The sequence below is a fragment of the Flavobacterium sp. ENC genome (assembly GCF_020991415.1).
Lineage (GTDB): Bacteria > Bacteroidota > Bacteroidia > Flavobacteriales > Flavobacteriaceae > Flavobacterium.
Map to the genome: position 1 here is coordinate 67,336 of NZ_JAJMOY010000005.1, position 23,313 is coordinate 90,648.

Sequence of the window (23,313 nt, forward strand, 5' to 3'; positions counted from 1 at the left end):
GATACCCTTATAATTGCTATAAGGGTATTTTTTTAAACTAAAGCATTATGATACGAAAATTACTTTTTACTTTATTATTAACCACTTCGTTAGTCGAAGCACAATCGTATGCTCCGGCAGCGGGACAGGCGGGAAGTACTGCCATAGCAAAAACCAGCACGGTTTTTAAAGGCTGGGCAACCGGAATTAATGTGGTAAGAGGCCCTCAGGATATTGCAAATCCAACGGGTCCTTTGGCTTCAAGCGGTGATCCGAGTGGCGCATTAGGCGGAACAAGTACCGGCGTTGTCTGCTTAGGGGATGGTGGAAGCGCAACTTTAACTTTTGGGGTGCCAATTGCGAATGGTCCCGGATTTGATTTTGCCGTTTTTGAAAACGGATTCTCAGATACGTTCCTGGAACTGGCTTTTGTGGAAGTAAGCTCCAACGGGGTTAACTTTTTCAGGTTTCCATCGCACAGTGAAACTCAGACTACGACTCAAATTGGTGGTTTCGGGGCTGTTGACTGCAGGTATATCAACAACTTAGCCGGAAAATATCGTGTAAATTTCGGAACTCCATTCGATTTGTCTGACGTTCCCAATAATGCTTTGTTAGATAAAAACAACATCACTCATGTAAGGGTAATTGACGTTATCGGAACAATCAATCCATTATATGCTTCTCATGACAGTTTTGGAAATATTGTAAATGATCCCTACTCTACTCCTTATCCAACGGGAGGCTTTGATCTGAATGCAGTTGGGGTAATCAATCAGAAAACCTTATTGAGCGCTAAAAATTTCGATCTGGCTTCTGTAACACTATATCCAAATCCAACTTCTGACATGGTTTATTTAGATACCGATCAGCAAAGCAGTATTTTGATTTATGACATGGGCGGTAATCTTAGAAAAAAACTTCCCACGGCGCAATACAATGAAGTTAAGGTTGCTGATCTGACTCCTGGGATTTACTTCTTCGAAGTAACCATTGATGATAAAAAAACAACGAAAAGAATCGTTATAAAATAATTTTTATAGAATTAGTTTTTTGGATAATTTTATATGTAAAAAAGGCTTTCATTTCTGAAAGCCTTTTTAGTTTTTACTCTTTATTTTAATGCTCTTAAAAGTCCTTCCGGAGCTTTATCAACATACATTTGATTTCGGATTCCATTCATAGCTTTTGCGTCTATAAAAGCTTTTAATGCCTTTCCTCTGTCCTGTTGTACTTTTTTAGCAGCAGCACCGGTAATATTTGAGATTGCTGTATTTAGTAAAGGCTCAGAAGGATCTCCTAAAACCCCTAAATTAGAAACATACTCCAATTGGGTAATTGTTGGCTTAAGGCCATCAGTATATTCTCCGAAACCTGCAGCATTCACAATTTTAAGCACCAAAGGCTGCATGGCATATTTGTGATTTGGATTTACTTTGGTTTTTGTAAAGGTTTCCGAATCGTATAAGGTAACCGATCCCACATTTTTTCCAATCGTATAATCCCCAATCTGTACTACGGTAATATAAGGAGCCAGTCCGTTAATAATTAATTCACTTGCAGATGCAGTACCGCTTGTTGTCAGAATATAGATTTTGCTTAAACGCAGGCTGTTTAACGGTGTTCCGTTAATATTATCTACGAACCTATTGTTTAAGGACTCGGCATCCTCCGTTTCATAATAAGCATTAACCTTAGCGTTCCATTTTTCTTTAGCGAAAATCTGGTCTTTAAATTGTCCTGTAATCATACTGGCCAGACGTGTTGCAGTCTGAACCGATCCTCCGCCGTTATATCTTAAATCAAGAATAAAGTCTGTAATTCCCTGTCCTGCTAATTGTCCAAAAGCACTATTTAGCTGTGTATCATAATTGGCATAGAAACCATTGTACATCAGATAACCAATTTTATGGCTTCCGGAAACAATCACTTTATTAATCAGAATTGGGTTTTCATCCAAAGTCGTTTTAACCAGTGAAACAGTTTTGCCATTGGTTTCAACTGTATTTCCGTTAAACTGTGCTAAATTCAGGGTATAACTTTCTGCATCTAAAAGAAGCTGTTTGTAATTGGAAACGGTCAGCTGGGTTCCATTCACTCCTGTAAAAAGATCGCCTCGTTTTATATTTTTCGTTGAAGCATCTGAATTTGGAATAATATAGCGTACGTAACCTACAAGATCTGTTGAACTTCCGGGCTTATAACTCAGTCTAAAATCAATTCCGTCGTTTTTGGTAGTTCCCTGAAGTTCCTGCTCTAAAACAGTATAATCGGAAACAATCCAGCTAAAACGATCGATAGCCTCTCCTTTTGGAAATTTACTACTTGGTTTATTCAGTAAACTTTGAAATAAATTTTCAGGTTCAGAATATCCCGCTAAAAAGGAATTCAAAGCGTCCTGATTACTAAAGCGATCATCAGCTAAATTGGGAACATCAGCTTGCCATAAATAAAACTGATTCAGGCCTTTCCAGATAAAATCATTGATCTGTAAATCTGCCGGAGAATCAACATCATCCTGATCTTCACAAGATTGCAAAGAAAAAGCAAGTAAAAGTAATAACAATAAACTTCTTACTATTGTTTTCATAAAGTGGTATTTATAAAAGTATTAACGTAAAAATACTATCTTTAGTTTTAACAATATGAAGTTTATGCTTCTTTTTTTATTATTTTTTTTTCAGGTTGGCTGTAACAAAAATAATTGTGCCTCGTCTTGACTATATAAGCTAACCGAATAACCTTGATTTATGAATCAGATTGTTTTTATAGAATTAATAAATCCTTTCAAAGACAAAGTTTTTCGTCTGGCAAAAAGATTGCTTACCAGTACTGAAGAAGCCGAAGATGCCACTCAGGAAGTAATCGTTAAATTATGGAATAAAAAAGAGAATCTGGGCACTTATAATAGTGTTGAAGCACTGGCTATGACGATGACCAAAAATTATTGCCTGGACCAGTTAAAATCTAAAAGAGCCGGAAATCTCCAAATTGTGCATAACAATTTTACAGACCGTCAGCCTCAGTTAGATAAAAAGCTGGAAGATGCGGACAGTTTAGAATGGGTAGAAAAAATTATAAGCCAGCTGCCCGAACAATTACAAATATTAATTCAGCTACGCGATGTTGAACAATATGAATTTGATGAAATTGCGAAAATTGTCAACATGAATGAAACGGCTATCCGGGTAGCCCTTTCGAGAGCGAGAAAAAAAATTAGAGAATCAATGCTTAACACACACCGTTATGGAATTAAATAGAATAGAAAATATAATAGAAAAATACTTTCAGGGAGAAACAACTATTGCCGAAGAGAACGAATTAAAAGAATATTTCTCTTCACCGGATGTTGCGCAGCATCTGGAACAATACAAACCTATGTTTGGTTATTTCTCTCAGGTAAAAGAACAAAAATCGACGCAGGAAATTCCACTACAAACTAAAAAACGAAATGTGGCGTGGTTATCGATTGCAGCATCCTTTGTTGTTTTACTGGGAATAGGAACCTTTTTTTATGTGAGCGAAAAAGATGCAGCTCCGGTTGTAGCGCAATCAGAATTAGGAACCTACGACAATCCTGAAGAAGCCTTGGCGGCAACGCAAAAAGCTTTATCATTACTGTCAAGCAATGTAAATGTAGGTATCGGAAGTGTACAATACATTAAGGAATACGAACAATCAAAAAACAAAATTTTTAAACAATAATTAAAATATAATACAATGAAAAATTTCATCATAACAGTAGTTTTCACCTTTGTTACCACTATTTTTTACGGACAGGGCGCTTTTGACAAATTTGACGGTCAGGACGATGTAACATCCGTAATTGTAAACAAAAAAATGTTTGATTTAATGAGCAAAGTAAAAGTTGATGCAACCGATAAGGAAACACAGCAATACATTAAGCTGATTAAAAAATTAGATTATTTAAAAGTGTTTACCACTAAAAACCCAAAGGTTGAGGCAGAAATGAAAGCTTCTGCAGACAAATACATTAAAACGGCAGGTTTAGAAGAATTAATGCGCGTAAACGATAGTGGTAAAAACATCAAAATACTAGTAAAATCCGGTGCCAGCGACACTCAGGTAAAAGAATTGCTGATGTTTATTGACGGAGCCAAAAACGAAGAATCGGTTTTACTATCGCTTACAGGTAATTTTGACTTAAACGAAATCTCAGTATTAACAGACAAGATGCAGCTCCCAGGCGGTTCTGACTTAAAAAAAGCCTCTAAAGGCAAAAAATAAGATGAAAATAAGCCTTTTTACCTCAGCCATTTTAGCTTTACTAACTTTGATAAGTTGTGAATCTAAACCTTCATTGCAAAAATATTTTGTAGAAAACACAGACAACAAAAATTTTATTGCCCTTGACGTTTCCCCTTCTATTTTGAACTTAGATAAAGCAAAATTATCTGCCGCTCAAACCGAAGCTTTAAACTCTTTTGACAAGATGAACATTCTTGCCTTTAAAGCAAATGCAACAAACCAGACCGCGTTTGAAACAGAAAGGGCTAAAGTGAAAGTAATCTTAAAAGATCCAAAATATCAGGAATTAATGAAGTTTGGTTCGGGCAAAGAAGGCGCATCGATAAGTTATGTGGGTACTGATGAAAACATTGAAGAATTTGTAGTTTTTGTCAACAGAAAAGAAAACGGATTCGCAGTTGTACGCGTTTTAGGAAAAGACATGAATCCGAATAACATCATGACTTTGATGAGTGTTTTAAAACAATCCAAAATCGACATGGAGCAGCTGAAACCCTTGCAGCAACTGGTTAAATAACAATCTTACTTTTAACAAAAAAGCCTCTCTTATGAGGCTTTTTTTATTTCTGAAAATTAAACAGATTATTCGTCAGAATTCTTTTCGATTTAATTTTGAAGTGAACTAAATTTAGTTACATTTGAAAAAAATAAATAAATTGAAAAAAATATTTAAAATTCTTTTAACCCTGCTTTTTGCCTTTACAGGATTTCTTTTGCTCTACGTACTAGTAGCATATGCACTTTCAAAAATTACAATTGACAAAGAAGAAAACACAAAACCTGAAGTTGAAATTTTCATTCTCACCAATGGCGTCCATACCGATATTGTGATGCCGGTCAAAAATGACCAAACCGACTGGAGCAAACAAATTCAGTTTAAAAACACCAAAGCCGCAGACTCTACTTATAAATATATAGCCATGGGCTGGGGCGACAAAGGATTTTACCTGGAAACTCCTGAATGGTCCGATTTAAAAGCTTCCGTTGCTTTCAAAGCAGCGACAGGATTAAGCACCACTGCCATTCACGCTACTTATTACAAACAGATGAGACTGGGAGAAGACTGCAAATCAATGATGATTAGCAAAGAACAATACGATCGCCTGATCAACTATATTCACAATAGTTTTCAAAAAGACGCATCCGGCAATTATATGCCCATAAAAACCAATGCCAATTACAGCAAAACCGATGCGTTTTACGAAGCCAACGGAAGTTACAGTATGCTGCACACCTGTAATACCTGGGCCAATAGCGGCTTAAAAGCATGCGGCCAGAAATGCTGCTTCTGGACAGCAACGGATTCCGGAATTTTTTCGAAATACAAATAAAATCAATATAAACATGACACAACAAAAAACATCAAATGCCTTTATAGCGGCATCCTGGGTAGCTCTTGGAGCCGGAACAGTAGGATTTATAGTAGGACTTGCCAGAGCCGAAATGTTATTAAACGAAAAAGGATATTATTTTACAGTCCTAATGTTTGGTCTTTTCGCTGTAGTTTCCCTGCAAAAAAGCGTTAGGGACCGACTGGAAAATTTACCTGTAACAGACATTTATTACGGTATCTGCTGGTTTGGAACACTTTTATCAATTGTATTATTAGTAGTTGGACTTTGGAATGCAACTATTTTACCAAGTGAAAAAGGTTTCTATGCTTTTGCGTTTTTATTAGCCCTTTTTGGTGCTATATCGGTACAAAAAAACACAAGAGACAATATGTCAATATCTAATGAATAACATTTAAAGCACTATTAATTAAACCAACTTCAAAAATTAACCACAAAAAAAGCTCCATTTTCATGGAGCTTTTTTTATATGAGGATTTGAGCTTATTTACTCAAATACATTTTTCTTCTGGAGTACAATTCGTAGAATTGGTCGTCTTTTAAGTCATCAATAAACAGGATACTTTCTCCTGTTGATTTCATTTCCGGCCCTAATGCTTTGTTTACATTATGGAATTTACTGAAAGAGAAAACCGGCTGTTTGATCGCATATCCTTTTAATTGTGGATTAAAGTCGAAATCAGTTACTTTATTGTGTCCTAACATTACCTTAGTAGCGTAGTTCACATAAGGCTCTCCGTAGGCTTTTGCAATAAACGGAACCGTTCTTGAAGCTCTTGGATTCGCTTCGATAATGTAAACCGTATCATCTTTTATCGCAAACTGAATATTGATCAGACCAACTGTTTTTAGCGCTCTGGCAATTTTTGTAGTATGGTCTTTTATTTGCTGCATTACGAATTCCCCTAAGTTAAAAGGAGGCAAGGTAGCATTACTGTCTCCCGAGTGCACTCCGCAAGGCTCAATGTGCTCCATTATTCCGATGATGTAAACATTTCCATCAGCATCACAAATGGCATCTGCTTCCGCTTCGATGGCACCTGCTAAATAGTGGTCTAAAAGTAATTTATTTCCGGGAATCGTTTTCAACAAGTTGATTACGTGCTCTTCCAGTTCTTTTTTGTTGATTACAATTTTCATTCCCTGACCTCCCAAAACATAAGAAGGACGGATCAGTAATGGAAAATCTAAAGTGTCTGCTAAAGCTGAAGCTTCGTCAGCCGTTTCAGCAATTCCGAATTGTGGAAAAGGAATATTCAATTCTGTCAGTAAATCGGAGAAACGACCTCTGTCTTCGGCTAAATCCAATGCATCAAAACTGGTTCCGATGATCTTTACGCCGTATTTGGATAATTTTTCAGCCAGTTTTAATGCTGTTTGCCCACCCAGCTGCACAATTACACCTTCCGGTTTTTCATGCTGGATAATATCGTAGATATGTTCCCAGAAAACAGGTTCAAAATACAACTTATCCGCTGTATCAAAATCAGTAGAAACCGTTTCAGGATTACAGTTGATCATGATAGTTTCGTATCCGCACTCTTTTGCGGCCAAAACACCATGCACACAAGAATAATCGAACTCAATTCCCTGTCCGATCCTGTTTGGTCCCGAACCTAAGACGATGATTTTCTTTTTGTCTGTTACCACACTTTCGTTATCCACATAACGCTCTCCGTTTGCTTTTTCGATTTCAGCCTCAAAAGTCGAATAGTAATAAGGTGTTTTTGCCTTAAATTCGGCTGCGCAGGTATCTACCAGTTTAAACACACGGTTTACATTCATCTCCATACGCAAAGTATGAACTTCACTTTCCAGACAATTGACCATGTGGGCAATTTGTCTGTCGGCAAAACCTTTTTGTTTCGCTTCCAGCAACAGTTCTTTTGGCAGATTAGAAACTTTATAGGTAGAAATTTCTTTTTCTAAAGTATAAAGCTCTTCATATTGTTTCAGGAACCACATATCGATTTTTGTGATTTCATGAATACGGCTCAACGGAATTCCCATTGCAATGGCATCATAAATTACAAAAACACGATCCCAACTTGCAAAAGTCAGTTTCTCGATAATCTGTTCGTAGTTTTTATATCCTTTTCCGTCGGCACCTAAACCGTTACGTTTAATTTCTAATGATTGGGTTGCTTTATGCAAAGCTTCCTGGAACGAACGTCCGATTCCCATAACCTCACCCACAGATTTCATCTGAAGTCCAAGCGTTCTGTCTGCTCCTTCGAATTTATCAAAGTTCCAGCGCGGAATTTTTACGATTACATAATCCAAAGTTGGTTCGAAAAGAGCCGAAGTCGATTTTGTAATCTGGTTTTGCAATTCATCTAAATTATATCCCAAAGCCAGTTTAGAAGCAATTTTAGCAATCGGATAACCTGTTGCTTTAGAGGCCAGTGCAGAAGAACGGGATACACGAGGATTGATTTCAATCGCAACGATGTCTTCTTTTTCATCCGGTGAAACTGCAAATTGTACGTTACAGCCTCCTGCGAAATTACCAATACTGCGCATCATTAAGATCGCATAGTCACGTAATTTCTGGAATGTCGTATCTGATAAGGTCATTGCCGGTGCAACTGTGATTGAATCTCCGGTATGAATTCCCATTGGATCCATATTTTCGATAGAACAAATGATTACTACGTTATCATTTTTATCTCTCAAAAGCTCCAGTTCGTATTCTTTCCATCCCATTAAAGCTTTGTCAATCAAGACTTCATGTATTGGGGATGCTTCTAAACCACGGGTTAAAAGCTCATCAAAATCTTCTTTTTTGTAAACAATTGCAGCTCCGGTTCCTCCCAGTGTAAACGAAGGACGAATTACTAATGGGAAACCAAATTCCTGCGCAATTTCCTTTCCTTCCAAATAAGAAGTAGCTGTTTTTGCAGGTGCAGTCGGAACATTTATTTTTTCCAAAAGCTGTTTAAACTGCTCTCTGTCTTCAGTAATATTAATCGCGTTTACATCAACTCCTATTAATCTTACACCGAAGTCCTGCCAAATTCCTTTTTCTTCCGCTTCCAGACATAAATTTAAAGCCGTTTGTCCACCCATTGTTGGCAAAACTGCATCAATTTGTGGATGTTCCTTTAGAATTTCAATAATCGATTTTGTAGTTAATGGTTTCAAATATATATGATCGGCCATGGTTGGGTCGGTCATAATAGTCGCTGGATTTGAGTTTATCAAGATAACTTCAATTCCTTCTTCACGAATAGAACGTGCAGATTGAGAACCTGCATAATCAAATTCGCAAGCTTGACCAATAACAATAGGTCCTGAACCTATTATTAAAACTGATTTTATTGATGTGTCTTTAGGCATTTTATTTGTATTGTGTAGTTATATTTTACTGAAAAGCTGCTATAGTTTGTTAAAAACCAAAACATTACCGCTTTTTATTACTGACAAGGTATAAAAAAAGGCGATACTAAAAAAAGTAACGCCTTATTTATGTTTATAGAAACATTATTTTTTGTGTCTAGGTTCGCTAGAAACAGTCAATTTATGTCTTCCTTTAGCTCTTCTGCGCGCTAGAACTTTTCTTCCATTCGCAGAAGCCATTCTGTCCATAAATCCGTGCTTATTTCTTCTTTTTCTTTTCGATGGTTGAAACGTTCTTTTGCTCATTGCTTTGTATCTTTAAAATGGTATCTAATATCTCTTTTCTGTTTTCGAATATCGTTATTCCAAAACCGAGTGCAAATATACAAAGACTTTTTTTTCTGGCAAGTACTTTAATAAAAATATTTTTAATTCATTTTACTATATTTGCAAGCACAAATATACATCTATTATGTTTCATAAAAATATTAAACTTATTTTGGCCGGACTTCTAGTAGTCGCTGGCGTTTGGCAATTTACAGAAAGTAATATTGGGAACGGAATTTTCCTTATTTTACTAACTGCAATTCCTATTTTTCTTTACTTTAAAAACGAATTTATCCTTTTAGCCTTCCTTAAATTAAGAAAACAAGACTTTGAAGGAGCTAAAAAGTGGCTGGCATACATTAAAAATCCTGAAGCTGCATTAGTAAGAAAACAACAAGGATATTTTAATTACCTACACGGAATCATGTTATCGCAAATGAATATCAACCAGGCAGAGAAACATTTCAAGAAAGCAATCGAACTTGGATTATCTATGGACATGGATTTGGCAGTAGCTAAATTAAACCTTGCCGGAGTTGCGATGTCACGCAGAAGAAAACTGGAAGCTACCAATTTGCTAAATGAAGCTAAGAAATTAGACAAACAAGGTATGCTGAAAGAGCAAATCACAATGATGAAAGAACAAATGAAGAAAATCTAACGATTTTTTAAATTTCAATAAAAAAAATCCTAAATTCCAATTGCGAATTTGGGATTTTTTTATTTTAGATTTTAGATTAATTGGAATTTGGAATTTAAAATATTTGGAATTTAGATTTCAACTATTGGAATTTTACAACCCTCTTATTCCTCCAGTATAATCGAAGGCAGATTTTCATTAAGCCATTTGTACTTGTTGATAATCATAACATGAGTTCCTCCCTTTACTACAATACAGCTCTTGATGTACTTAATCGGAAAAACATCATCCTGATCTCCGTGAATATGAATTACATTTTGATCCACCTGATTCCTCTCCCACAAAATAACCGACTCTACAGCCCATTGCAAATAATAAAGGTCACGAACCGAAAGAAACTTTTCATATAACTTAATCCGTTTGTTTATTTTTTCCCCAAACGAAAACTTGGCCAGCTTTTCTACATTTAGGAGCAGCTGCATAGGGATGAGTTTATAGGCTTTGGTAGTTTTACCAATTTTCATTCTTCTCGGAAATTCAAGATTACTTCTGACACTTGAGATAATAATCACTTTCCGGACCTCAATATGTTTGGTCATTTCCTGAACCAGAATACCTCCGAAAGAAACGCCGATTAAAACCGGATTCGGATGTTTGATGTTTTTGGTGATTCGGAGTGCATAATCGGACAATGGTTCTTTTGGAAGCGGAATTTCCCATTCCAGTAAACACATTTCAAAAATTGATTCATCCAGGTGAATCCTTTCAAAAATTGATGAACTTGCAGCCAGCCCTGGCATAAAATAAACCGGAATTTTACTCATTGGATCAAAAGAAATTACAATTATAAATCTTGTTAGAAAGTTTAAATTTACTTTTTTTACTATATGACTAGCAAATTTCAGACCGTAATATTACAGAAAAATAAAAAACAAACAGGCAAAGTAATGGTCAATGTAACCTCTGTGATGAAAAATAATTCAATATTGAAAATCAAATGATTACCTTTGTATTTGAAATAAAATACGATTAAAAATCTTATACAGAATTTTCTTTCATACTTATTTCAAGCCTCAACCCTATTTTTTTGAACAGTACCTAAAACACAAATTTGTTATGGAACACACAATTGAATCTATGGAAATCAAAGACAACACTTTCGCAAGACAATTTGAAACCATAGTACCGCAAGGAATGCTTACTGTTGAATATTCATTTCAGGAAAAAAAGATTTTTTTAACCAAAATCAATACCCCGGAAGGTTACGAAAATCAGGCAGTAATTGATGCACTACTTAAAAACATCATGGAAGTCATTATCGAAAAGAAATTCAGACTAATGCCGATTTCTCCGAAAATCGCCTTATTCATCAAAAAAAATCCAAAATACAAAGAATTGCTTCCTCCCGGAATCAGGATTTAATTTAAAAAATCCTTCACTACCCTAATCTCAACCGATCTTCATATCGGCATACCCGCTTCTTAAAAATACCGAAGCCGGGCAGTGATTGTATTGCACAAAAGTTCGGCAAAGTGATCTTAACAGCATAAAAAAAGCACAGGAATTACCCTGTGCTTTCTATTTATAAGTTATCAAAAGCTATTTTTCGATCTCTCTCATAGAATCCATTTTTTTGTGCGCTAAGAAACCGGCAACATCTTCAAAATGTTCTTTCACTCTTTTATTTCCAAATTCGAAAACTTTAGTTGCTAATCCGTCAAGGAAATCACGATCGTGGGAAACTAAAATCAAAGTCCCGTCAAAATCACGTAAAGCATCCTTAATGATATCTTTCGTTTTCATATCCAGGTGATTGGAAGGCTCATCCAGAATCAGCAGGTTTACAGGCTCCAACAACAATTTAATCATGGCCAGACGCGTTTTTTCACCACCTGAAAGCACTTTTACTTTTTTGGTAATATCATCACCATGAAACATAAAGGCCCCTAAAATATTTTTAATCTGTGTTCTTACATCCCCAACCGCAATACCATCAATCGTTTCAAAAATAGTAGCATTTTCATCTAATAAGGCGGCCTGATTCTGCGCAAAATATCCGATTTGTGAATTATGTCCAATATCAACACTTCCTTCATCGATACCAATTTCTTTCATAATGGCTTTGATCATCGTCGATTTTCCTTCCCCGTTTTTACCAACGAAAGCCACTTTTTGCCCTCTTTCGATCACAATATTGGCATCTTTAAAAACTACATGATCCCCATATGATTTTGATAAATCTTTTACCACAACCGGATATTGTCCGGAACGTGCTGCCGGCGGAAATTTCAATTTCAGGGCAGAAGTATCTACTTCATCCACCTGAACAATTACCAGTTTCTCCAGCATCTTCACACGGGACTGAACGGCATCTGTTTTAGAGAATGTTCCTTTAAAACGGTCGATAAAAGCCCTGTTATCAGCAATCATTCTTTGCTGCTCATCATATGCTTTTTGCTGGTGAATACGACGGTCTTTTCTCAACTCTAAATAATGGGAATATTTTGCTTTGTAATCGTAGATTCTTCCCATTGTCACTTCAATGGTACGATTGGTAATATTATCTACGAATGCCCTGTCGTGCGAAATTACGACAACGGCCTTAGCAGCATTCAGAAGAAAATCTTCCAGCCATTGGATACTTTCGATATCCATGTGGTTGGTCGGCTCATCCAGCAAAATTAAATCCGGTTTTTTCAAAAGGATTTTGGCCAGTTCAATACGCATTCTCCATCCTCCTGAAAACTCAGACGTCTGACGTGTAAAATCCTCACGTTCAAATCCTAAACCTACTAATATTTTCTCTACTTCAGCTTCATAATTGACTTCTTCGATAGCGTAAAATTTCTCACTTAGATCCGAAACTCTTTCAATAAGCTTCATATATTCGTCACTTTCATAATCAGTACGGACCGTTAACTGTTCGTTGATTTCATCGATTTCGGCTTTCATACTGAAAATTTCACCAAAAGCTTTGGATGCTTCTTCCATTACAGTGGCTCCGTCTGTCGTCAGCAAATGCTGTGGCAGATAAGCAATAACAGCTTCTTTCGGAGCTGAGATATTTCCGGTAGAAGGCTTGCTCTGTCCTGCAATTATTTTTAAAAGTGTTGATTTCCCCGCACCATTCTTACCCATAAGGGCAATTTTATCATTTTCGTTTATAGCAAAAGAAACATCGCTAAAAAGAGTAGTTCCACCAAACTGAACTGAAATATCGTTAACTGTAATCATTTAGATTTTTAGATTTTTAGACTGCTTAGATTTTTAGATCTTTCAGCACGTATTTTTTGAAAGCGCAAAGATAGATTAATTAGATAATTAGGCAATTTGAAAATTAGATAATTTTGAAGGTGTGTTAATTAGATAATTTTGAAAGTGTACTAAGCAGATACTTTTTACAACGCAAAACCCGACAGGTTTTAAAAACCTGTCGGGTTTATTGCAAATTAGATAATCTGACAATTTGAAAATTAGATAATTTTGAAAGTGTACTAAGCAGATACTTTAATACTATCATAACAAACAAAACCCGACAGGTTTAAAAAACCTGTCGGGTTACAAAAAATTATCTAATTGACTAATTATCTAATTCCTTTTAATCCTTCCTCCACTTTTTGGTTTCCTCAAAAACGTGTTCTAAGATCGCTGATTCTGTTTCATCAAATTCGATGTTTCTTCTGCCCATGACCAGTTTCGCTGTTTCAAACGCTTTTTTGGTGACATAAGTTGTAAAACCTGCTGCGCCTCCCCATGAAAAACTCGGTACAAAATTGCGGGGGAATCCACTGCCAAAAATATTAGCACTTACACCCACAACGGTTCCGGTATTAAACATGGTATTGATTCCGCATTTACTATGGTCTCCCATCATCAAACCACAAAACTGAAGTCCGGTTTTGGCAAAACCTTCTGTTTCGTAACTCCATAATTTCACTTCTTCATAGTTGTTTTTCAGGTTTGAATTGTTCGAATCTGCACCAATGTTGCACCATTCGCCCAAAACAGAGTCTCCTAAAAATCCGTCGTGTCCTTTGTTTGAATTGGCAAAAAGAACCGAATTTTTAACCTCTCCCCCTATTCTTGACCCCACTCCAACTGTTGTGGCACCGTATACTTTCGCATTCAGTTTTACCTGTGCATTTTCGCATAAAGCAAAAGGGCCGCGAATTACCGTACCTTCCATAATCTCCGAATTCTTACCTATATATATAGGACCGGCTGAAGCGTTTAAAGTCACAAACTCTAGTTTCGCACCTTCTTCTATAAATATATTTTCGGGTGCAATGGTATTGACACTTTTCGGTATTGGCTGTGATTTTCTGTCTTCTGTCAGGTACATAAAATCTTCACGGATCGCCGCATCGTTTTTAGAAAAAATATCCCACGTATGCTCTACCGTTAAGCAATCACCATTGTATTGAATAATTTCGTAGGAATCAAAATCTACTTCTTCCTGATTTTCTGTTGTAAAAAAGGCGATTACATCTTCTCCTTTAAAAATGGCCTGATTTTCTTTTAAATCGGAAACCATTTCAGCCAGCGTATCATTTGGCAAATACGCCGCATTTATCATCACATTTTCTTCCATTTCCACCATTGGAAATTTAGCAGATAAATAATCTTCGGTAATCGTGGTTATAGTAGAGCCTAAACGGGTTTCCCATTTTTGGCGAATCGTCATAATCCCGATTAGAATATCAGCTACAGGTCTTGTAAAAGTAAAAGGGAGCAAAGCATTCCGGACGGGACCGTCAAATAGAATGTAATTCATAAAATTAATTAATATTTGTTAAAATTTTGAGTTGGTTACCTGGCTCAAAGTTACAAATATTTTATTTGTCTCCTTAAACATGTTTTTCTCACGAAAGAAAATACAGCACTTTCTACCCTATATTCCGCAACAAATTCACCTGCTTTGTCTTTCTTTGAGCTCTGGCTGTTTAAAATATTTAATTAATTCCAATGAATAAATCACACTTGTAATTTTCCATTTCCCATCTCTTTTGATAAGATTCAAATACTTGCTGCCCCAATTTGTCATTTTATGATCTGCCCAAAAACTATAATCCATTGTTACTGAAGCAACCGTTCCGTCTTCGACGATTTTAATAGTATCAAACTTATCTTCCGTAGACTTATCCCCATACAAACCTCTCATGAATCCCTTGTAGGAACCCGAAAAATAATTACTTCCTGCTTTTTTCTCTCCTTTCGCCTCAATTTCCCTGGCCTGAGTCCTGTCTTTGTAAGCTGCGCACCAAACCACATTGCCTTCATTAAACAAACTATAAAACGCAATAGAATCCTTTGTTATAACACTTTCTGAATAGGCATCGATAATAGCCCGTATTGCTTTCTTATTGTCGTCTTTTTGCTGTCCGTAAAACGGAAAGGCCATCAAAAGTAAAATCAAAATCATTTTAAACTTCCTGATTTCTCTACTGTCTGCCATTGTTTTCTGTTTTAAGATTCAAAATTTTATTATTGATGATTTTGTATTCTATGGTAAGCCCTTCATAACCGTAAGCGTCGGCTTTCATTTCTTCAATTGCGCTATAACTTACCGGATGAACATTACCCAGCACATCTGACAGCAAGCCATGCAAGGCTTCTATATATTTTGCCTTATCGTCTTTGAGATTTGTCGAGTCTGAAATTTTAATAGTCAGGAAGAAACTATTCTTTTTTAATTCAGCTAAGGATTCTGAATTTACAAACCATAAATAATCCGGGATAAAGGACACCGTCACTACTGTAACTTCGGGCTTTTTATTTAAGATTTGACTGGTGAGGTCACTAACTGTTTTTGCGAGTTGTTGTGCTAAAGCGGGGTTTTCTTTACCGCTGACTTTAAGATGAATTGCTGGCATACTTCAAATATTTATTGATTATTGAAGTACAAAATTCAATCTAATATATCACTTATTTATTGATGTATGTTAAGAGTTTGATACGGCTTAAGGATTCCGGTTTTATACCTAAGTAAGAAGCAATATGATATTGCGAAATTTGCTGTTCGATCCCGGGATAGGTTTTACAAAGCATTTCAAGCCTTTCCGCGGCAGAATTTTTCAGAAATGAAGTTTCCCGCTTGCACTTTCTGATAAAGAAAATATCTGAAATGTATTTTGCCAATTTCAAAAAATGAACATCTTCTTCAATCAATGCGTTAAACTGTTTATAAGTAATGAAAGCTATTTCCGTATCAGCCAAAGCTTCAATATTGCAATTCGTCGGATTTTGGGTGAGGTAACTGGTGTAGGCGGTTACGATGCTGTTCTGAAGATAAAAATCATTGTTAAATTCCACCCCGTCATTCTGAATATAAGACCTGAGTTTACCTGAAGTAACAAATCCTATAAATTCACAAACGGAACCTTCCTGAATCAAATACTCTTTTTTCTTAAAAGTTTTAGTCTTCAGCAAACTACTAAACCTCTCAAACTGATTCATTTCCATTCCCAGCTTATCAATAAAAATATCTTTTAGAGCCTCCATTGCTTTTTGATTAGAAAATTCTATTCAAAGATAAAGATTATTACTGAGTCAAAATCTACCGGATCAATCCCAAAACCATTAAAAAAAATTACCGCAAAGAATGCTACGTTTTGTACTCTCAGCTTTAACAAAAGGCAAGGTGCGCAATCCTACTAGCTATCGCGATTGTATTGATGTAGCTTTTCAAACTTTGTACTTTGTAAGGTATTCTTAGATAAAAAACCAATCACTCTTTGCGTTAAAAAATATTACGGCATAAAAAAAGCCTTCCGTGTGGAAGGCTTTTGTATGAATAAAACAGCTTTTATTATTTAGCGTGTTTTGCATATTTAGTTTTGAATTTATCAATACGTCCTGCAGTATCGATAAGTTTAGATTTACCAGTATAAAAAGGGTGAGATGTTCTTGAAATCTCCATTTTTACAACTGGATACTCAACTCCGTCAACTTCAATTGTTTCTTTTGTATCTGCAGTAGATTTAGTGATAAAAACATCTTCATTTGACATGTCTTTAAATGCAACTAATCTGTAATTTTCCGGGTGGATTCCTTTTTTCATCTTTTCTTTTATTTATTGTTCAGAGAATTTTCGTTTTGAAGCTTTTTCATGGTTAGAAAAAGGTGTAAACCAATAATACTCTTTTTTGTTTAAAAATTTAATTATTTTTGAGTGTGCAAATTTACAATTCTTTTTTAATAAACAAACATTTAGCTCATTTTTTTTAATAAAATTCAAAAAGCTTTTTTGTCCTTCATTATATTGGGAATTGCTATATTTGTGGATTAATTTTAAAACATATAAAAATATGATCAATGAAGTTATAAAAAAAAATGGGATTACTTATGGTGTAATGATCGGAATTGCATCGGCATTAGTTACTGCTACTATATATGCTATTGATTTAAATTTATTCACTTCATGGTGGATGGGCCTTATCAGTATTGCCATTAGCCTGACGCTGTCAATCATTTTACTTTCTAAAACAAAGAGAGAACTAAATGGTGTTTTCCCTTTTAAAGAAGCCTTCACGACTTATTTTATCGCCGCCGTAATCGGAATCCTGATTTCTACTTTTTTTAACATCATCCTTTTTAATGTTATCGATCCTGGTGCAAAAGATACTTTAAGTGAATTAATCATTAAATACACAATAGGAATGATGCAGAAATTCGGAACACCGGCATCCGCTATTAACGAAGCTGTTGCTAAAATGAAACTAAGCAATCCGTATTCTACTATAGAATTACTAAAAGGATCTGTTTTCGCGATAGTGGTGAGCTCTATTTTCGGATTGATTTTCGCAGCATTTTTTAAAAGCAAAACTACACAAGAATAAAAAATAAATGAATTTATCTATACTTATACCGCTTCTTAATGAAGAGGAATCACTGCAGGAACTCTATTCGTGGATTATTAAAGTGATGCAATCTAACAATTACTCTTATGAAATCATTTTTGTGGATGATGGAAGTACAGATAATTCTTGGAATATTATTGAAAGCTTTTCAAACGAAAACCCCAATGTAAAGGGAATTCGTTTCATGAAAAATTTTGGAAAATCACAAGCTTTACATGCTGGTTTTGCAAAAGCAAAAGGAGATGTGATCATTACGATGGATGCGGATTTACAGGACAGTCCTGACGAAATCCCCGGACTGTATGAAATGATTACCGCTGAAAAGTTTGATCTGGTTTCCGGCTGGAAAAAGAAACGTTATGACTCTGTTGTAGCGAAAAATCTTCCGTCAAAATTATTCAACTGGGCGGCAAGAAAAACTTCCGGTGTTGAACTGAATGATTTTAACTGCGGATTAAAGGCTTATAAAAATACCGTCGTAAAAAACATAGAAGTTTCGGGCGAAATGCACCGTTACATTCCGGTTTTGGCAAAAAATGCCGGTTTTAATAAAATTGGCGAAAAAGTGGTCATTCACCAGGCCCGTAAATATGGCGAAACCAAATTTGGAATGGAGCGTTTTATCAACGGTTTCCTTGATTTGATTACCATCTGGTTTTTATCCCGATTCGGAAAGAGACCGATGCACTTATTTGGCGCCATGGGTTCCCTGATGTTTATTATCGGGTTTCTGTTGGCAGGTTATGTTGGCATTTCAAAATTGTATCATATGTACAACGGAATGAAATATAGCTTAATCACCAACAATCCCTGGTTTTTTATTGCTTTGACAAGTATGATTCTGGGAACTCAGTTGTTTTTGGCAGGTTTTCTTGGTGAAATCATTTTGAGAACCAAAAGCAATGAAGCGCGTTATAAAGTAGCCCGCGAGGTTAATTTTTAACGTAAAATTCCAACCCTGACAGGATTGGCATTCTTTTTCCGGTTTTTTTTGCCAGGGAAAGATATAACGGACAGCCAGCAAAATAGCGAAAGCGAACTGAAATAAACGGCTCCCGAAAATTAGTATTAAATATAAAAATATACGAATGATGAATATAGCACCTACTATTTTGAATGCTGTAAACGAATGGCTGACGCCTACATTTGATAACGAAACACAAGCAGCTGTTAAGGAATTAATGACTACGTCACCAAAGGAACTTGAAGAAAGTTTTTATAAAAACCTCGAATTTGGTACCGGCGGAATGCGCGGTGTTATGGGCGTTGGAAACAATAGAATAAACAAATATACACTTGGAAAAAATACACAGGGGCTTTCAGATTACCTGCATCAGGTTTTTCCAAATCAGCCTTTAAAAGTGGCTATTGCTTATGATTGCCGTCATAACAGCAACACACTGGCTAAGGTGGTTGCCGATGTTTTCTCTGCAAACGGGATTCAGGTCTATTTATTTTCAGATTTACGACCAACTCCTGAATTATCCTTTGCCCTTAAACACTTAGGCTGTCAATGCGGAATCGTACTTACAGCTTCCCATAACCCACCGGAATACAACGGATATAAAGTATACTGGGAAGACGGTGGACAAATTGTTCCGCCACAAGATGGTGAAATCATTGCTGTAATCGAAAACCTGGATTACGATAAAATTAAATTTCAGGCCAACGAAAAACTGATTCAGTACATTGATACCGAAATTGACAAGGCGTTCATAAAGTCATCTATTGAAAATGCAAGTTTTAATACTCCTGCTGAAGCAAAAGACAACCTTCAAATTGTTTTTACTTCTTTGCACGGTACCTCTATAAAATCTATTCCGGATACTTTATCACAGGCCGGTTATAACAATGTACACATTGTTCCTGAACAAGCGGTTCCGGACGGAAATTTCCCAACGGTAAAATCCCCAAACCCGGAAGAACCGGAAGCATTGACAATGGCTTTGGCTTTGGCAGAAAAAACCAATTCCGATATTGTTGTCGGAACTGATCCTGACTGTGACCGTTTAGGCGTTGCAGTACGAAACAATGATGGCAAAATGATTTTGCTTAACGGAAACCAAACCATGGTTTTGATGACTTCTTTTTTATTGAAACAATGGAAAAAAGCCGGAAAAATTAATGGAAAACAATTCGTTGGGTCTACGATTGTTTCTACTCCGATGATGATGGAATTAGCCACAAGCTATGGCGTAGAATGCAAAGTTGGCCTTACCGGTTTTAAATGGATTGCCAAAATGATCAAGGACTTTCCTGAACTTCAGTTTATCGGAGGTGGCGAAGAAAGCTTTGGCTTTATGGTGGGAGATGCTGTAAGGGACAAAGATGCTGTTGCGGCTACCCTATTGATCTGTGAAGTTGCTGCTCAGGCAAAAGCGGCCGGAAGCTCGGTGTATAAAGAACTTTTACAGCTGTATGTTGAAAATGGATTCTACAAGGAATTTTTGGTGTCCTTAACCAAAAAAGGAATGGAAGGTTTAGAGGAAATCAATCAGATGATGGTGAATTTACGCCAAAATCCTTTAAAAGAAATTAATGGCCAGCGTGTCATTATGGTAGAAGATTATCAGTCATCGATTGCCCTTAATCTTTTGTCAGGCGAGGAAACTGTCATGGATATTCCGAAGTCGAATGTATTGATTTATTATACCGAAGACGGATCTAAAATCTGTGCAAGACCAAGCGGAACAGAACCAAAAATCAAATTCTACATCAGTGTCAATGCTGAATTAGAATCAGTTCAGGATTTTGACGCAGCGGAACGTTTCTTAGACGAAAAAATACAGAATATCATTGCAGGAATGCAATTGCAATAACAGCATACAAATACATTTTCATAAACCCGGCATGTTTTAAGAACTGCCGGGTTTTAATGGTAAAAATCACCTAATGAGTAATTTCAAAAAAATAGTTCCTTTTATATATCCGTATAAAAAATACGCATTGCTAAACGTTTTTTTCAATGTTTTGTATGCACTTTTCAGCACACTTTCGTTTGTTGCCTTAATCCCCATGCTTCAGGTATTATTTGATAAAAGCAAGCAAATTACGGTAAAACCGGTGTATCAGGGGATTCTGAAAATTCAGGACTATGGTCAGGACTATTTAAGCTATTACATTACCACAACAAAAGGCACACATGAATCCGGTTACGTTTTGTCTATCATGGTGGCCATTATTATTTCTATCTTTTTATTAAAAAACTTAGCGGATTATATGGCTATGTTTTTCATTACTTTTTTAAGAAATGGAGTTTTAAGAGACATGAGAAATGCTTTGTATAAAAAAACACTTGAACTGCCTTTGGCTTTTTACTCTGAAAAAAGAAAAGGAGATGTCATTTCCAGAATTTCCGGTGATGTAAATGAAGTTCAGAATTCATTCCTGGCCATTCTCGAGCTAATCGTAAAAGAGCCTTTGACCATAGTTTTCACCATCGCCACTATGCTTATCATCAGTGCAAAACTAACCATATTTGTCTTTATTTTCATTCCGGTTTCAGGATACATCATTTCTTTGATTGGAAAACAACTTAAAAAACAATCTACCAAAGCACAACAGGAACAAGGTACTTTTTTATCGACTATTGAAGAAACCATTGGCGGCTTGAAAGTAGTAAAAGGATATAATTCCGAGAATTATTTCAACTCGGTTTTTCAAAACTCAACAGAACGTTTTTTTAGTTTATCGAACAGTATCGGAAACCGCCAAAACCTGGCTTCACCTGCCAGTGAGTTTATGGGAATCACCGTAATTGCCATATTGCTTTGGTACGGCGGTCAAATGGTTTTAATTGACAAAACGCTTGATGGCGCTTCTTTTATAGCATACATGGGACTGGCCTATAATATCCTTACCCCCGCAAAAGCTATTTCTAAAGCCTCATACGGTGTAAAAAGAGGAAACGCGGCTGCAGAACGCGTATTGGAAATTTTAGACCAGGACAACCCAATTACAAGCAAGGTCGATGCTGTCGAAAAAACAACTTTTGACAACAACATAACGGTTCAGAATATTAATTTTAAATATGAAGACGAAACCGTATTAAAAGATTTTTCCCTTCAAATTAAAAAAGGACAAACTGTTGCTCTTGTGGGACAATCCGGAAGTGGTAAAAGTACCATTGCCAATTTGCTAACGCGTTTTTATGATGTAAATGACGGATCGATTTCTATTGACGGAATCAACATCAAAGACATGAATTTACAATCCCTTAGAAGCTTAATGGGATTGGTAACACAAGACAGCATCTTGTTTAATGACACTATAAAAGCGAATATTTCATTGGGAAAATTAGATGCCACTGATGACGAAATCATCGATGCCCTTAAAATTGCCAATGCGTATGAGTTTGTAAAAGATCTTCCTTTAGGAATCTACACCAATATCGGAGACAGCGGAAACAAGCTTTCAGGAGGACAAAAACAACGTTTGTCGATTGCCCGCGCGGTATTGAAAAATCCTCCGATTATGATTTTGGATGAAGCCACATCAGCATTGGATACCGAAAGCGAAAAATTTGTTCAGATTGCATTAGAAAATATGATGCAGAACAGAACTTCAATCGTTATTGCGCACCGTCTTTCGACGATTCAAAAAGCAGACGTGATCGTCGTGATGCAAAAAGGACGAATTGTGGAACAGGGAACGCATGATGAATTAATTGCCCATAACGGAACTTACAATAAACTGGTAACAATGCAGTCTTTTGAATCTTAAAATATTTTTGCTTCAGCTTATAACTTACATTGATTCAAATCATTCTAAGCTGTATAATCTGTAGCATATTTTTTTTAGTAAATCTATAAATCTACAATCATGTATCTCAACAATCCAAACATAAAGCTGCCTGAAGATCCGGATACTATTGTTTGGAAATACCTCGACTTGTCTAAATTCCTGGATTTATTGCTTTCCAAAAAGTTGTTCATGTCACGTTCTGACAAATTCGAAGATCAGTACGAAGGCACCTTTAGCGAACCAACTTTTGAAGAAATTAAAAAACTGGCCGTAGACAATCCCGACTTTTTAAATTATTACAAAACACATCGTGAAAAGGTTGCGATAAGCAGCTGGCATATCAACGAATACGAATCCTTTGCCATGTGGCAGATCTTTACTCAAAACAGTGAAGGATTAGCGATTCAGTCTACCATTGGGAGAATACAAAGCGCCTTAAAACCGGAAAATAATTTCGACCAGTATATTGGCGAAGTAAATTATATCGACTACAAAAAAGAATACATTCCGTTTGACGATTTGTTCTTTCCGTTTTTGTTTAAACGAAAAAGTTTTCAGTACGAACGCGAAGTCCGTATTATCACAGACACCTCAAAAAGCAATCTAAAACTGAATGACGGTTTAAAAATCCATGTTGACATCAATCAGCTGATTGAAAAAATATACATTCATCCCAAATCAGAAAACTGGTATAAAAAACTCGTAATTGAACTGGTAGAACGCTTGGGCTTTGGAATTGAAATAGAAAAATCAGATTTGGAAAGTGATATTTTGATTTAGTTTTTTTTAAAGGTTCTAAGGTGCT

The 23,313-nt window shown here is 36.1% G+C and carries 24 protein-coding genes; 14 read left to right on the forward strand and 10 right to left on the reverse strand.

The window, feature by feature from the left end; all coding sequences use genetic code 11:
- Nucleotides 1–47 precede the first annotated feature (47 nt).
- Nucleotides 48–1,013, forward strand: a complete 966-nt coding sequence (locus LPB89_RS14285; protein WP_230702433.1) for a T9SS type A sorting domain-containing protein — start codon at nucleotides 48–50, stop codon at nucleotides 1,011–1,013.
- 80 nt (nucleotides 1,014–1,093) lie between these two features.
- Here LPB89_RS14285 and LPB89_RS14290 read toward each other — a convergent pair whose 3' ends face one another.
- Nucleotides 1,094–2,569: a S41 family peptidase gene (locus LPB89_RS14290; protein ID WP_230702434.1), complete on the reverse strand. Its 1,476-nt coding sequence runs from the start codon at nucleotides 2,567–2,569 to the stop codon at nucleotides 1,094–1,096.
- Nucleotides 2,570–2,729: 160 nt separating this feature from the next.
- On the opposite strand from LPB89_RS14290, the gene LPB89_RS14295 reads away from it, so the two are divergent.
- From LPB89_RS14295 to yiaA, 6 genes are all read left to right on the forward strand, one after another.
- Nucleotides 2,730–3,239: an RNA polymerase sigma factor gene (locus LPB89_RS14295; protein ID WP_230702435.1), complete on the forward strand. Its 510-nt coding sequence runs from the start codon at nucleotides 2,730–2,732 to the stop codon at nucleotides 3,237–3,239.
- Nucleotides 3,226–3,684 (forward strand): hypothetical protein, encoded by a 459-nt coding sequence (locus LPB89_RS14300; RefSeq protein ID WP_230702436.1) that lies wholly within the window; start codon nucleotides 3,226–3,228, stop codon nucleotides 3,682–3,684. Before LPB89_RS14295 ends, LPB89_RS14300 begins: the two co-directional genes overlap by 14 nt.
- Nucleotides 3,685–3,699: 15 nt before the next feature.
- Nucleotides 3,700–4,227 carry a DUF4252 domain-containing protein gene (locus LPB89_RS14305; protein WP_127339823.1) on the forward strand — a complete coding sequence of 176 codons (528 nt, stop codon included), beginning with the start codon at nucleotides 3,700–3,702 and terminating at the stop codon, nucleotides 4,225–4,227.
- Nucleotide 4,228: 1 nt separating this feature from the next.
- Nucleotides 4,229–4,765 (forward strand): DUF4252 domain-containing protein, encoded by a 537-nt coding sequence (locus tag LPB89_RS14310; protein WP_230702437.1) that lies wholly within the window; start codon nucleotides 4,229–4,231, stop codon nucleotides 4,763–4,765.
- Nucleotides 4,766–4,904: 139 nt separating this feature from the next.
- Nucleotides 4,905–5,579 carry a TIGR02117 family protein gene (locus tag LPB89_RS14315; protein ID WP_230702438.1) on the forward strand — a complete coding sequence of 225 codons (675 nt, stop codon included), beginning with the start codon at nucleotides 4,905–4,907 and terminating at the stop codon, nucleotides 5,577–5,579.
- Nucleotides 5,580–5,592: 13 nt separating this feature from the next.
- On the forward strand, nucleotides 5,593–5,991 hold the full coding sequence (gene yiaA / locus LPB89_RS14320) for an inner membrane protein YiaA (RefSeq protein WP_127339826.1): 399 nt from the start codon (nucleotides 5,593–5,595) through the stop codon (nucleotides 5,989–5,991).
- A 92-nt stretch (nucleotides 5,992–6,083) separates the two neighbouring features.
- Here the strand turns inward: yiaA and carB are convergent, their stop codons facing one another.
- Together carB and rpmH are read right to left on the reverse strand one after the other, a co-directional pair.
- Entirely contained in the window at nucleotides 6,084–8,939 is a 2,856-nt protein-coding gene (gene carB, locus LPB89_RS14325; RefSeq protein WP_230702439.1) for a carbamoyl-phosphate synthase large subunit, read from the reverse strand.
- A 144-nt stretch (nucleotides 8,940–9,083) separates the two neighbouring features.
- Entirely contained in the window at nucleotides 9,084–9,245 is a 162-nt protein-coding gene (gene rpmH / locus LPB89_RS14330; RefSeq protein WP_008464848.1) for a 50S ribosomal protein L34, read from the reverse strand.
- 166 nt (nucleotides 9,246–9,411) lie between these two features.
- Between rpmH and LPB89_RS14335 the strand changes: the two genes are divergently transcribed.
- Entirely contained in the window at nucleotides 9,412–9,927 is a 516-nt protein-coding gene (locus tag LPB89_RS14335; protein ID WP_230702440.1) for a DUF2892 domain-containing protein, read from the forward strand.
- A gap of 143 nt (nucleotides 9,928–10,070) precedes the next feature.
- On the opposite strand, the gene LPB89_RS14340 is transcribed toward LPB89_RS14335, so the two are convergent.
- The gene (locus LPB89_RS14340) at nucleotides 10,071–10,730 is read right to left on the reverse strand and encodes an alpha/beta hydrolase (protein ID WP_230702441.1); all 660 of its coding nucleotides are present in this window, start codon (nucleotides 10,728–10,730) and stop codon (nucleotides 10,071–10,073) included.
- Between the two features lie 313 nt (nucleotides 10,731–11,043).
- Between LPB89_RS14340 and LPB89_RS14345 the strand changes: the two genes are divergently transcribed.
- Nucleotides 11,044–11,328 carry a GNAT family N-acetyltransferase gene (locus tag LPB89_RS14345; RefSeq protein WP_127339893.1) on the forward strand — a complete coding sequence of 95 codons (285 nt, stop codon included), beginning with the start codon at nucleotides 11,044–11,046 and terminating at the stop codon, nucleotides 11,326–11,328.
- A 177-nt stretch (nucleotides 11,329–11,505) separates the two neighbouring features.
- Here LPB89_RS14345 and LPB89_RS14350 read toward each other — a convergent pair whose 3' ends face one another.
- From LPB89_RS14350 to LPB89_RS14375, 6 genes are all read right to left on the reverse strand, one after another.
- Nucleotides 11,506–13,140 (reverse strand): ABC-F family ATP-binding cassette domain-containing protein, encoded by a 1,635-nt coding sequence (locus tag LPB89_RS14350; RefSeq protein ID WP_127339830.1) that lies wholly within the window; start codon nucleotides 13,138–13,140, stop codon nucleotides 11,506–11,508.
- A 364-nt stretch (nucleotides 13,141–13,504) separates the two neighbouring features.
- Entirely contained in the window at nucleotides 13,505–14,680 is a 1,176-nt protein-coding gene (locus LPB89_RS14355; protein WP_230702442.1) for a GlmU family protein, read from the reverse strand.
- Nucleotides 14,681–14,815: 135 nt separating this feature from the next.
- A complete protein-coding gene (locus LPB89_RS14360; protein WP_230702443.1) occupies nucleotides 14,816–15,361 on the reverse strand; it encodes a nuclear transport factor 2 family protein in 546 nt (181 codons plus the stop codon).
- Nucleotides 15,348–15,779: a hypothetical protein gene (locus LPB89_RS14365; protein ID WP_230702444.1), complete on the reverse strand. Its 432-nt coding sequence runs from the start codon at nucleotides 15,777–15,779 to the stop codon at nucleotides 15,348–15,350. The genes LPB89_RS14360 and LPB89_RS14365 overlap by 14 nt, the downstream gene beginning before the upstream one ends.
- 52 nt (nucleotides 15,780–15,831) lie before the next feature.
- A complete protein-coding gene (locus tag LPB89_RS14370; protein WP_230702445.1) occupies nucleotides 15,832–16,407 on the reverse strand; it encodes a Crp/Fnr family transcriptional regulator in 576 nt (191 codons plus the stop codon).
- A gap of 307 nt (nucleotides 16,408–16,714) precedes the next feature.
- Complete coding sequence (locus LPB89_RS14375) at nucleotides 16,715–16,966, reverse strand: type B 50S ribosomal protein L31 (protein WP_127339835.1); 252 nt, start codon at nucleotides 16,964–16,966, stop codon at nucleotides 16,715–16,717.
- 247 nt (nucleotides 16,967–17,213) lie between these two features.
- On the opposite strand from LPB89_RS14375, the gene LPB89_RS14380 reads away from it, so the two are divergent.
- From LPB89_RS14380 to LPB89_RS14400, 5 genes are all read left to right on the forward strand, one after another.
- Complete coding sequence (locus LPB89_RS14380) at nucleotides 17,214–17,744, forward strand: DUF4199 domain-containing protein (RefSeq protein WP_230702446.1); 531 nt, start codon at nucleotides 17,214–17,216, stop codon at nucleotides 17,742–17,744.
- A gap of 7 nt (nucleotides 17,745–17,751) precedes the next feature.
- Nucleotides 17,752–18,708: a glycosyltransferase family 2 protein gene (locus LPB89_RS14385; protein ID WP_230702447.1), complete on the forward strand. Its 957-nt coding sequence runs from the start codon at nucleotides 17,752–17,754 to the stop codon at nucleotides 18,706–18,708.
- Nucleotides 18,709–18,856: 148 nt separating this feature from the next.
- Nucleotides 18,857–20,584, forward strand: a complete 1,728-nt coding sequence (locus LPB89_RS14390; protein WP_230702723.1) for a phospho-sugar mutase — start codon at nucleotides 18,857–18,859, stop codon at nucleotides 20,582–20,584.
- Nucleotides 20,585–20,657: 73 nt separating this feature from the next.
- Nucleotides 20,658–22,487, forward strand: a complete 1,830-nt coding sequence (locus LPB89_RS14395; RefSeq protein WP_230702448.1) for an ABC transporter ATP-binding protein — start codon at nucleotides 20,658–20,660, stop codon at nucleotides 22,485–22,487.
- Between the two features lie 99 nt (nucleotides 22,488–22,586).
- Complete coding sequence (locus LPB89_RS14400; RefSeq protein ID WP_230702449.1) at nucleotides 22,587–23,288, forward strand: hypothetical protein; 702 nt, start codon at nucleotides 22,587–22,589, stop codon at nucleotides 23,286–23,288.
- Nucleotides 23,289–23,313: the final 25 nt, after the last annotated feature.